This window comes from Francisella salimarina (assembly GCF_007923265.1).
Taxonomy (GTDB): Bacteria; Pseudomonadota; Gammaproteobacteria; order Francisellales; family Francisellaceae; genus Francisella; species Francisella salimarina.
This window is the reverse complement of record NZ_VOJA01000005.1, coordinates 23,822-36,028: the sequence shown is the minus strand read 5'-3', so window position 1 is coordinate 36,028 and position 12,207 is coordinate 23,822. Positions and strand designations below refer to the sequence as shown.

Genomic DNA, 12,207 nt, shown 5'->3' with positions numbered 1-12,207 from the left:
AAGATGAATGAAAGCCTAATTCAAGTGAGAGATTTGAGTACAAAATTTGGTAAGGAATGGATTCATAAAGATTTAAACTTAGATATCCACTTCGAAAAAATTAGCTGTATTATCGGTGCTAGCGGTTGTGGTAAGACGACCTTAATGCGAGAAATTTTAATGTTGCAACCAATATACTCTGGCAAGATTTTTTTGTTAGGTCAAGAGATCTCAAAACTAGCAGACAATCCGATTAAGCGTAAAGCAATATCCAGCACAATGAGTATGATGTTTCAACATTGTGCCCTCTTTTCATCTTTAACAAACTTACAAAATGTAATATTTCCACTTAAACAACATACAAACCTCCCATTAGATATTTTAACTGATATAGCTATTATCAAATTAAAGATGGTAGGATTAAAAGAAGAAGCATTCCATAAATATCCGTCAGAAATAAGTGGTGGTATGCTCAAAAGAGTCGCTCTAGCTAGAACTATAGTACTAGATCCCAAGGTTGTATTTTTGGATGAGCCGAATGCGGGTCTAGATCCATATTCTGCTAGGGCTATGGATGATCTTATTTTATATCTAAAAGAAGAGCTTAAGATGTCTGTTGTGATGATTACTCACGATTTAAACACTATTTGGCATATTGTTGATGATATTATATACATGGATGAAAAAAAGATTATGCTTCATGATACTGTTGAGTTTGTATCACAACAAACTCAATATGAAAGTATCAGAAAGTTTTTTGACTCACATAATGATGGTAAGTATTAGGAGCTTATAATGAATGAAAATAGTATAAAAAACCTAATTGCAGGACTATTTGTGATTTTTATGGTATTCGTAATGGTGTTTATAGGTTTTTTTCTATCAGGAGGTTTTAAAAACCAAGATACCACCACATTTGTCACAAACTTCAAAAGTATTTCTGGACTAAATATAGGTTCTGATGTCTCATACAAGGGGTTTAATATCGGTAAAGTATCTGATATTTCAATAAATAAAGAAAACCCTAAACTTGTTAGTGTTTACATGAAAATAAATAGTCAAATTCCTATATATAAACAGACTGTAGCAACTCTACAAAGTGTAGGTATCACAGGCCAATCTAAGGTTGAGCTTTCACTAAACATTTCAGAGAAAAACACTAGCTTGGATTTAATTGACTTAAGAAAAGGTCAAATACCAGAAATAAAATCAAAGCCATCACAGCTTGAAACTATTTTAGGTAAAGTCAATGGCATTGCTGGATCTCTAGAAGAGATCTCTAGTAAGTTTAATAAGATGATGTCTAAGGAAAATATTCAAAGATTCAACGAATTTGCAGATAGTTTGAACATTCTTCTATACAATCTAAGTAATTCATCAATATATTTCAATAGAACTCTTATGAACTTTAATGAAACAATGATCGAAGGACAAGAAACTCTAACTAGACTTAATAATGTAGTTAGTGTTTTGGAATATGATCCTTCGACAATTGTTAGAGGTGTAACCCATAAGGATGAGGATTAGAATAATGAAAAAATATATAATATTATTTACTATACTTTTACCCTTTCAATTGCTTGCTTTTTCGATATTTGGTGACCCTTTAGAATTACCTGCACAAAAACAATATGTAATTTATAATCAAGAGATGGAGTCAAAAAAGCTTCCTGATACCGGTGATGCTTATATAAATACAACTTTACTTATCTATAACATCCAAACTCAAGCATCTAAATCAACACAGATGTTCTATATCAAGGGTAATCGTTTATACACCTTTAAAAATAGTGAGTGGGCTTTACCTGTATCAAAAATGCTTACAGTTGCTACATTTGAATATATTTTAGATAATAATATTGTCAAGAATCTTGCTTTCCAAGATATAAATATTAGACAAGAGTTCACGTTATCCGGAACCACCACTTATGGTCCTATACTAGATTTAGACAATAAACAATTCTTCTTCTATATTACTTTCTATTTAAAAAATGAAAGAACGGGCTATACAGATATAAAGACTATAAAGTATCATCATAAAATTGATAGTGATAACATAACTCCTGATAGTTATGCTGAAATGACAAATAAAGCTTTAGTTCATATATTCTCTCAATTAAAACCTTGGTTATTAGAAAACCTTGAAAAAGAAAAACATAAAAACAAGCAAATTGAGAAACGACAAAAAACTATGCCTAATAATATCCAAGCCTTACTAGCAACTAAGCAATAAAGCTAGCTACTAATCCTATTATACCGCCAAAAACTCCGCCCCAAACAACTAACCAGCCTAAATGTTCACGAATTATTCGTTGAATTATTTCTTTTACCATTAACGGCGTTAACTCATCTAGTCTACTATCAATAAGTTTTTCTATTTTCTCAGATGCTTTTTGAGAAATTTTATTAGTATCAATATCTATCTCATCTAAAAGGTTAATAATCTTAGCATCTAGCTTATTTATAAATGGCTCACGCAAGCCTTCTAGGGCATCTTTACCACCCAAGAACATATCAATCATTGAACCATATTTACTACTCATTAGCATATCAACGAAACTATCAAAAATCTTGTTATAATCAATTTTTGCGGCTATATTATCTGCAATATACTTTTTTATATCATTATTACTAAGAAATTTACTCAAATTATCTTGAGAGAAAAATTGCTCCATAATCATCTTTTTTATGGCTTTTTTAAAGCTTTCAAACTTATTGGGAATTATTCCTGAGCCGTATAGAAACGGTATTTTTTCAAAAAGCATATATATCGCTATCCAATTAGTTAATGCTCCTGACAAAGCATAAAAGCCTATATTCTTAATATGCTGCTCAGCAAAGTACCACCCTGCTACTGCCAATATCACAGCAACAATATTAGTAACAAAACTTTTATTAAAAATACCCATAAATATACCCTACTCTTTAAATGATTTAGAATTTATAATAAGAACAGTATTCTATCAAATTTTAACTTTATGAGAACTATTCGAGGCTTTTTTGCAGAAATTTCAACAAAAACAATGCATATCTCAATCACTGGTGAATATTACAACTATTTCAAAAATGTATTAAGACTCAAAAAATCAGATTCTGTAGAGTTATTTAATAATAGTGATGGCTTGCAATACAAAACAAAAATCATTGATATAACTAATAAAAATATAGCATTACAAGTATTAGAAAAAAAAGAAATCCATAATGAAAATGACTACATTACCAATATCTATCAAGCTATTGTCAAAAATGAAAACTTTGATCTTATTGTACAAAAAGCTACTGAACTCGGTATAGATAATATTTATCCGATTATCACAGAGTTTACAAACCACAAATTTGATAAGAAAGGTTTTGATAAAAAGTTAGATCGTTGGAACAAAATAGCTATAGCTGCAGCAGAACAATGCGGTAGAGTCTTTGTACCCAAAATACACCACCCTACTGAACTTAAGACTATACAACTACCAGATAATTATATTAATTTGACTCTTTGCCCATATTCAGATACCCCTAAAAACTTTGAGAGCATTGTCAAAGACAACGATAAATTTAATATTTTCATAGGTCCTGAGGGCGGTTTCAGTAGTAAAGAAATGGATTTTTTTAAGATTAAGAATTTCAATACTATAAATTTAGGTAAAAGAATACTCAAAGCAGAGACTGCCCCAATAAATATTCTTTCAATAATCAACTTCATCAAATAGTATAATGCCTGACATATAATTATTGCAAAACATCTGTTGTAATGATTTAATTAAGTATCTAAATACTGTTAATTTTCAGGGTACATTCATGGATAAAAATTATCATACCTTATCTCGTCCTTTTTGGATAGTTTGGGCAATTGAGTTCTGGGAAAGATTTGGTTTCTACGGTTTTCAGGCGATTATCGCATTATATTTCACCCAACAGTTACATCTTAGCGAATTAGAAACTATTTACCTAATGGGGTCTTTTTTTGCTTTTACATATGGATTTATATGGGTTGGTGGCATTATTGGTGATAAAGTTCTTGGAACAAAACGTACAATACTTATTGGGGCGGTGATCCTTTGTTTATCTTACCTAAGCTTCATTTTTGCTAATGAAAAATCAATATACTACATATTTGCAGGTATTATTGTTGGTAACTCTCTATTTAAAGCGAACCCTTCTTCTTTAATATCAAAAATGTTTGATAAGGGTGATGGTCGTTTAAATAGTGCTATGACACTTTACTACCTTGCTATCAATATGGGTGGTCTTTTGTGTATGGCCTTAACCCCTATAATATCTCAGGCCTATGGATACACAGAAGCTTTTATAATTTGTGGTGTTGGTTTGCTTATAGGCATACTAGGTTTTATTATGTTCTTCAAACATCTTGAAGACTTAGGATCAGAGCCAGGTAAAAAACCTCTAAACATTACTCATGCAGCATATGTAATAATTGGAAGCATCATATCTATAATTTTCATAGCAAATATTCTTCCGAACACTGGATTATGTATCACAATAACAGCTATTGTTGTTATTGTTGCTACTATTTATTTTTTAGAAGTAGCGATAAAACTCAATCCATACGAAAGAAATAGAATGTTAGTTGCATTAGTACTAATTATTGAAGCAATATTCTTCTATGCATTGTACTTCCAGATGCCAACAACTCTAACATTTTTTGCACTACACAATGTTGACCTATCTATATTTGGATGGCATGTACCAGCCGCACAATACCAGTTCTTAAACCCTCTTTGGTTGATGCTACTGTCTCCGATTCTTGCTATTTTATATAAGAAAAGCAAAATGACTCATGCAACTAAATTCAGTATTGGTATAGCTCTTATGTTTGTTTCCTATGCTATCCTTTATTGCACAAAATATTTTGCTACAAATGGGATTATTTCAGGATACTGGCTAATTCTAACTTATGCCTCCTCATCTCTTGGAGAACTATTAATATCTGGTCTAGGATTAGCTATGGTTGCAGAACTATGTCCTGCAGCGATATCAGGCTTTGTTATGGGATTCTGGTTCCTTGCAACAATGGTAGCTTCTTATTTAGCTTCATATATCGGATCATTTATAGCTTTACCTCTATTTGATAACAATATCACTAGTCAACAAAGCTTAGATACTTATACATCTGTATTTGGATATGTTGCTATATGTATATTAATAGTTACTATTATAATGGTTATTTTAACACCTCTACTTAATAGATATATTAAAAAAATAGATGTAACTGACGATCATAGAGCAGATGCTCCTAGCGTTGTAATTAAACAAAAATAACGATAATCACTCACATACTTATATTCCTTCATGGATTTAATTTCTTAAAATCATTTCAAAACGTTCTATTTTTGCTAGAATATCTAATAACACATTAGAAATAATATTGACTATGAGTACTTTTTCTAGCAAGACTTGGATATCGAATTATCCAGAGTATGCACCAGCAAATATCCAAGAAAATCAATTTACAATCCTTGATATGTATGAAAAGTCGATTATGCAATTTCCATATAGAGACGCAGTTTCATGTCATGATGTAAATTTATCATTCTCCAAGCTCGATGACTTAGCTACCAGAGTAGCAAGTTTCTTACAAAATGACTTAAAGATTGAAAAGGGAGATAGAGTAGCTATTGTACTACCTAATTGCTTGCAATTTACAGTTTGTTTATTCGCTTGTATCAAAATTGGTGCTGTTTTTGTAAATACTAATCCACTTTACAAAGCTGATGAGCTCGAATCAATTTTTAATAATTGTGATATTAAAGCAGCTATTGTCATGGATATGTTTGCGCACCACATTCAAAAAGCTAAGCTAAATATTAATTCATTAGAAAATATAATTGTTACAAATATTGCTGATTTATACCCATTCCCTAAAAAACAAATTATTGGCTTCGTATCAAAAAACTTAATAAAAGATAAACCAAAGTATAACAAAAAAATCTTTATCCCATTTACTAAAGCTATTAAGGCTAATAAAAAACTATATAAAAAACCAGATATAGATAAAGAAGATATACTATGCTTACAATACTCAAGTGGCACTACTGGTAAGCCTAAGGGAGCAATATTAACTCACAATAATCTTGCCTCCAATATTCAACAAGTATGGGCTTGGGTAAAACATGATATGGACATGTCCGATCAAGTTATAATAACAGCTTTACCTCTCTATCATATATTCTCTTTGAGTGCGAATTTATTGTGTTTTTTCTTTGCTGGAGCTAAGAATGTTTTGATTCCTAATGCTAGAGACATAAAAGATTTGATTAAAACCATGTCAAAAAATGAGTTTACTATTTTTAATGGCCTAAATACTCTTTATATGGCTATGCTAGAACATCCTGACTTTGAAAAAATAAATAAGACAAGATATCAGTATTCACTAAGTGGAGGCATGCCTATTTCTCGTAAGATATACTTGCACTGGCTAGATAAAACTGGTGTAGAACTCAAAGAGGGATATGGAATGACAGAAATGTCTCCAGCTATAGCCCTAAATAAGTTTAATGAATCAGAAGATGATTACTTTGGCACATGCGGCTATCCTATCCCAGGCACAGAACTTAGCATCAGAGATATTGAGACAAATCAAGAAATAGATGAATGCTACAAAGAAGGAGAAATCTGGCTTAAAGGACCTCAAAAATGTCATGGTTTCTGGAATGATAAACAGAATAATGAACTATATTTTACAGCTGATGCTTGGTTAAAAACGGGTGATATTGGCTATATAGATAAAAAAGGTCGCCTAACCATATCAGATAGAATAAAAAACATGATTATTGTATCTGGATTTAATGTTTATCCTCGTGAAATTGAAATATGCATTCTAAAACTAGATTACATAAAAGAAGTTGCCGTAACAGGTGTTAACTCTAAAGTTTCTGGAGAAAGAGCAATCGCTTTTATATCTTTAGAAAAAGGTTCTAAGGCAACGGAAGATGATATTATAAAGCACTGTAAGGAAAAATTAGCTAGCTATAAAATCCCTAAATCATGTATTTTTGTCGAGACTTTACCAAAAAACAACACAGGTAAAATAGATATCAAAAAACTAAAAAAAGACTTTTTATAAAAGACATTATTAATTTTCTTTAGAAAAGTATTGCTTTGGTGTTTTTCCAAAAGCCTTACGAAACATAGCTATAAAATTACTAGGTGATGCATAACCAAGTGAATCTGCAACTTCAGTAACTGATATATCTCTAGCTAACATATCTAATCCACGTGCTAGCTGAGCTTGTTGGCGCCAACGTGAAAAACTAAGACCTGTTTCAGATAAAAAGATTCTTCTTAACGTTCTAGCTGACATTGCTCCAAATGAAGCCCACTGCTCTAAACTTGTTGCTATTGATGGATTATCAATAATTGCATTAGCAACTTTTAAAGCCCTTTCAGTCTTTGGCATCGGTAGGTGAAGAGCCTCTTCCGGCGCAGAGCTAATTTCATTGCAAATAATCTTTGTAATATATTCTTGATCTACTTTTAACTTTTGTTTTTTATTCCATTCTGTAGCTCTAAGTGCAAGTGCTCTAAGTACTTCACTCATTGGAATAACCCTAGAGCTTTTCGGCATTTCCTCACACATACTAGGTAGTATAAAAATAACCCAGCCAGTTACTAATCCACTTATACGAATTTTATGAGATGTACTAGGTGGAATCCAACCTGCCCTATTAGATGGGAGCACCCATGACCCATCAGGCGTACTTACGTGTACTAGTCCAGATTCAATACAAAATATTTTACCTCGAGAATGTTCATGCCAGTCAGTTTCTTGATTACTTATTCTATTTTCACTATCAGAAGTATTGCCACCCTTTATAGCAATTATTGACGGCCCATCAAGCCATTGACTATAATTTGATATTTCTTCATCAATAATATTTTGGCCAATTTTCAATATTTATTGTCCATACAATGCTATAATACATTACTAAAATTGTGCAATAATTCTACAATAAAATAAACTGTAAAATTAAATTCCTTAGTAATATAGCTAAAAGCTATAGTATATTAACAAGATTCTAACTATAAAATAATAGGGTTATGCAGACTGATAATACAGCAAACACCGGCTTCTGGAGTCAGAAAAGAACAATAGTTGCACTAGCAATAAGCTTGTTAGCATTAGCTGAAATTGTTGACTTAACAATTGTAGCTGTTGCCATACCTCAAATCATGGGAGCAATCGGTGCAAACGTTGAAACTATTGCTGATGTTACTACAGTATATATTGTTACTGCAGCAATCTTTATATTATTATCAGGGTTAATCATAGAGAAATATGGCATAAAGCGTGTAGCTTTAGTTTCATCTGTAATTTTCGGAATTTCATCAATCATGTGTGGGCTATCAACATCTCTAGCTGAAATGATTGTATTTAGAGCTTTTCAGGGTATGGGAGGAGCATTTCTACCATCAGTAGCACAGACATATATCTCTACAAACTTCAGAAATGAAGAATACAACAAAATGATGACTGTATACAGTATGGTTATCGTTATGGGACCTATCATAGGGCCTGTTCTTGGTGGAGCTATTTGTGAAAATATGTCTTGGGAATGGATCTTCTATGTAAACGTTCCTTTATGTGTCGTAGCTTTTATAATTATTTTCTTTATGATGGAAGCCACAAAAATCAAAAAAATCAAAATTGACTACATTAGCTTTGGATTTATGGCTCTTGGTGTCGGATGCCTAGAACTTTTCATAGATAATGGAAATACCAATGGTTGGTTCTCTTCTATAGAGATGATTATACTTTTAAGCATATCGATTGTTTCATTAGGATTTTTTATCTGGAGAGGTTTAATATACTCTTCTGTTGTAAAATTCAGAATATTTAAGAATTTCAATTTTATTTTAGCATGCTTTTTATGCTTTATGTTTGTGCTATTATTTTCTGCTGCTATGGCGTACTTACCAACAATGCTACAACAAGTATATGGCTACCCAGTTGATTTAGCTGGTTACATAACAGCTCCTAGAGGAGTTGCCGCAATTTTTGGTGCTGTAATCACACAAAACTTTTTAGTGAAAAAACTGGGAGTTAGGACAACGATAAGCTTAGGAATGCTTACATTCGGAGCCTCTTGTCTAATGCAAGCAAGTTTCTCACCCACAGCTAGTGAATTTGATATAGTCTTAACTACTGCTATTCAAGGACTAGGCATGATGATGTTTTTCGTTCCATTCATGAGTGTGCTTGTCGTTGGAGTAGCTGATGAAGATATGGGCGATATGTCAGGATCATTCAACTTTTTCAGGAACTTTGGTAGTTCGGTAGGTACTGCTTTTGTAGCAACTTTTATATCAAGAAACCAACAAACGACATATCAAGAACTATCACAGAATATTTCATATATGAACGATAGTTTTCAAAATTGGACAAGCACATTACCAATAACCAATAATACCGAAGCGATGGCCATGGCAAAGCAACAAGTGTTACATCAAAGTAGCTTATTGAGTTATGTCAATTCTTTTTATGTTGTAGGTATTCTTAGCTTATTACTAGCTATTGTACCATTTTTGCTAAAAGAACCTCCTAAAGACGCTGCTGTTCCAGCAATGCATTAATTTTATTATAGGAATAATTTAAAATGTCAGAAGAAAAGAAACTTGATAATCAAACATCAAAAGAAGAGCAAAACCCTAACACTAAAAAAGAGTCTAAATTTTCAACTAAGAAAATAGCTATTGGATTAAGTATAATCACAGCAACAGCTTTTGGTATCTATGGATATTATAAATATAATAAAGTTTTTCCAAATACTGATAATGCTTATGTAAAAGCTGATGTTATTAATATTTCTCCAAAGGTTGGAGGATATATTGAAAAGGTGTATGTACAAAATAATCAGTATGTACATAAAGGCGACAAGCTAGTGCAAATAGATCCAAAAGATTATCAACTACAAGTCGCTAATGCTAATACAAAAATCATACAAGCCAAAGGCCAGTTAGCTGTAGCTCAAGAACAAGTTAGTGTTGCAAAATCAAACCTTACTAAAGCCCAATCATCTCTGGATACAGCTACAAGTATGGCTGATAGATATATAAAACTCTATAAAGAAGATGCCGGTTCTTTACAAGATGCTCAAAAATACATAAACCAGAAAATACAGGCCGAAAAAGCTAAAGATGAAGCATACTCATCTCTTAAACAAGCTCTTGTACAAGTAGAAATAGCTAAAGCTCAAGTTAGTGCTGCAAAAGTTGGTTATGATAACGCAAACTTAAATCTCAGCTACACAACTCTTTTCGCTCCAGATGATGGTTATGTTTCTAACCTAAAAATATACAAAGGACAGCTAGTTTCAACAGGGCAACCTTTATTTGGTTTTATCGATAACAGAACATGGTGGATAGATGCTAACTTTAAAGAGACTGATCTTGATAGAATCAAACCTGGTCAGCCAGTAAAAATTGAACTAGATATGTATAGTCATACATACACTGGTAAAGTAAATAGTATAAGTTATGCAACAGGTTCGGTATTTTCACTACTGCCTCCTGAAAATGCCACTGGTAACTGGGTTAAAGTTACACAACGCTTTCCTGTCAAAATAGTGCTTAAAAATGATCCTAAATATCCATTAAGGGTTGGTGCAAGTGCAACAGTAAAAGTAGATACTTTGTAGGTGGCTATACTATGATAAAAAATAAATTTATTTCATTTACATTAATTACAGCAACATTATTAACCTCTAGCTGTAGTTTTTTTAATCCCAAATATGAAAGACCTGAGGTTAAATCTCCTGCTCTTTGGAATAGCCAAGATAAAAATATTGAAGTAACAAAAAACTGGAATCTTACAAAAATTGCATGGTGGAGAGAATTTCACGACCCTGTATTAAATAATCTTATAACTACAGCATTAAAAGATAACAACAAGTTACAAGTTTCTATAGGGAATATTCTCCAAGCTAACGCTGAAATAAATAAGGCTAATTATGGTTGGTTACCCACGGCAAGTGTTGGTGGTGGCGGATTTGTAGCTCAAGCCTTTGATATCAACTCAAACTCAAGTATCCCTCAACTCAACAATGTTGGCACTCAAACTGCTGGTGGTTCTTTAGTAGGTATCATCCCCAGCTATACAGTAAATATTGCTAGACAGTTTAAGCTAGGAGAAATCTCTAGATTAAGCAAGAAAATGCAGGTCAACCTTAAAAATACTACAAGACTATCAATTATAAGTCAGGTCAGTGCTGCTTATTTCTCACTAATCACTGCTCAAGAGCAACTAAAATTACAAACTAGAATGGTAAATCAATTAGAGCTACTCTTTCACTATGCCCAAAACCAGCACAAACTTGGAGCTACTTCCCCAATGCTTGAGGAAATAATAAGACAACAGCTTGAAGCTCAAAAAGGGAAAGTAGCTATGATCGAAAATGATATAGTCCATTTCCAAAACACTCTCAAAATTTTGATGGGTAGAAATCCGGGTAAAATTGTGACTTCAAGAACCCTTGATGACATAAATGCAAATGTAAAGGTTCCTGTTAATATGCCCTCTCAAGTACTAGAAAATAGACCTGATGTGGGTATTGCAGAATACAAACTTGAAACAGCTAATGCTAATATTGGTTTAGCTAGATCTCAATTTTTCCCAAGCATTGATTTAACAGGTACTTTCGGAAACGCCACTTTAGCACTTGGTGAGCTAGCTACAATGAATGCATGGGCATGGGCTGCTGAAGCTGTAGCTGCTGTACCAATATTTAACTTGAGCATCCTAGCTGATAGTGACAAAGCAAAAGCTCAGTTCTATCAAGCGTACTATGATTATATAAATACTCTACAGAAGGCATTCCAAGATGTTGACGATACCCTGTCTGAAAGATCTGCAAATGAAAAAAATTATAAAAAACAAACAATCTCTCTAAAATCAACTGAAACGCAAGAGAGTATATTTGCTAAAAAATATAGTTCAGGTGCTATTAGTAAAGCTCAATATACAGGTATCACGCTTAATGTTCTGTATCAGCAAATGCAAGTAAATCAAGCTAAACTAAAATCTTTAATAAGCATCGTTAACCTATATCAAGCTCTAGGTGCTGGCTATAATGTAGACAACTATAAAGATCCTCATTATAACAACCCTGCTTTTGATAAATAGCTCCTTCTAAAAAGGTATATATATTAATTTCGTAATATTTTTTGTTATGATAGAATCCCTGCAAATTAAAAAAAACATCTAATAAAGGCTATATA

The 12,207-nt window shown here is 32.4% G+C and carries 11 protein-coding genes; 9 read left to right on the top strand and 2 right to left on the bottom strand.

Annotation, left to right across the window (positions count from 1 at the left end):
* Positions 1-3: 3 nt before the first annotated feature.
* From FQ699_RS08325 to FQ699_RS08315, 3 genes are read left to right on the top strand one after another with little or no spacing between them, the layout of a single operon-like run.
* Complete coding sequence (locus tag FQ699_RS08325) at positions 4-765, top strand: ABC transporter ATP-binding protein (RefSeq protein ID WP_146421928.1); 762 nt, start codon at positions 4-6, stop codon at positions 763-765.
* A 9-nt stretch (positions 766-774) separates the two neighbouring features.
* A complete protein-coding gene (locus tag FQ699_RS08320) occupies positions 775-1,506 on the top strand; it encodes an MlaD family protein (protein WP_013922820.1) in 732 nt (243 codons plus the stop codon).
* A 4-nt stretch (positions 1,507-1,510) separates the two neighbouring features.
* Positions 1,511-2,212, top strand: coding sequence for a hypothetical protein (locus FQ699_RS08315; protein ID WP_013922819.1), 702 nt, complete (start codon positions 1,511-1,513; stop codon positions 2,210-2,212).
* On the opposite strand, the gene FQ699_RS08310 is transcribed toward FQ699_RS08315, so the two are convergent.
* Positions 2,202-2,888, bottom strand: coding sequence for a DUF445 domain-containing protein (locus FQ699_RS08310; RefSeq protein WP_013922818.1), 687 nt, complete (start codon positions 2,886-2,888; stop codon positions 2,202-2,204). The two genes, FQ699_RS08315 and FQ699_RS08310, sit on opposite strands and share 11 nt — an antisense overlap.
* A 69-nt stretch (positions 2,889-2,957) precedes the next feature.
* Here FQ699_RS08310 and FQ699_RS08305 point away from each other — a divergent pair, with 69 nt between their 5' ends.
* The 3 genes from FQ699_RS08305 to FQ699_RS08295 all read left to right on the top strand — a co-directional run bounded on the left by FQ699_RS08305 (position 2,958) and on the right by FQ699_RS08295 (position 7,057).
* Positions 2,958-3,683 carry a 16S rRNA (uracil(1498)-N(3))-methyltransferase gene (locus FQ699_RS08305; protein ID WP_013922817.1) on the top strand — a complete coding sequence of 242 codons (726 nt, stop codon included), beginning with the start codon at positions 2,958-2,960 and terminating at the stop codon, positions 3,681-3,683.
* An 88-nt stretch (positions 3,684-3,771) separates the two neighbouring features.
* The gene (locus FQ699_RS08300) at positions 3,772-5,253 is read left to right on the top strand and encodes an oligopeptide:H+ symporter (RefSeq protein ID WP_013922816.1); all 1,482 of its coding nucleotides are present in this window, start codon (positions 3,772-3,774) and stop codon (positions 5,251-5,253) included.
* A gap of 112 nt (positions 5,254-5,365) precedes the next feature.
* Complete coding sequence (locus FQ699_RS08295; RefSeq protein ID WP_146421927.1) at positions 5,366-7,057, top strand: long-chain-fatty-acid--CoA ligase; 1,692 nt, start codon at positions 5,366-5,368, stop codon at positions 7,055-7,057.
* A gap of 9 nt (positions 7,058-7,066) precedes the next feature.
* Here the strand turns inward: FQ699_RS08295 and FQ699_RS08290 are convergent, their stop codons facing one another.
* Positions 7,067-7,888 carry an AraC family transcriptional regulator gene (locus FQ699_RS08290; RefSeq protein ID WP_146421926.1) on the bottom strand — a complete coding sequence of 274 codons (822 nt, stop codon included), beginning with the start codon at positions 7,886-7,888 and terminating at the stop codon, positions 7,067-7,069.
* Positions 7,889-8,031: 143 nt separating this feature from the next.
* On the opposite strand from FQ699_RS08290, the gene FQ699_RS08285 reads away from it, so the two are divergent.
* The 3 genes from FQ699_RS08285 to FQ699_RS08275 are packed head-to-tail and all read left to right on the top strand — an operon-like array spanning position 8,032 to position 12,112.
* Positions 8,032-9,564 (top strand): MDR family MFS transporter, encoded by a 1,533-nt coding sequence (locus tag FQ699_RS08285; protein WP_146421925.1) that lies wholly within the window; start codon positions 8,032-8,034, stop codon positions 9,562-9,564.
* Positions 9,565-9,587: 23 nt separating this feature from the next.
* The gene (locus FQ699_RS08280) at positions 9,588-10,628 is read left to right on the top strand and encodes an HlyD family secretion protein (RefSeq protein ID WP_013922812.1); all 1,041 of its coding nucleotides are present in this window, start codon (positions 9,588-9,590) and stop codon (positions 10,626-10,628) included.
* A gap of 11 nt (positions 10,629-10,639) precedes the next feature.
* On the top strand, positions 10,640-12,112 hold the full coding sequence (locus FQ699_RS08275) for a TolC family protein (RefSeq protein WP_146421924.1): 1,473 nt from the start codon (positions 10,640-10,642) through the stop codon (positions 12,110-12,112).
* Positions 12,113-12,207 lie beyond the last annotated feature (95 nt).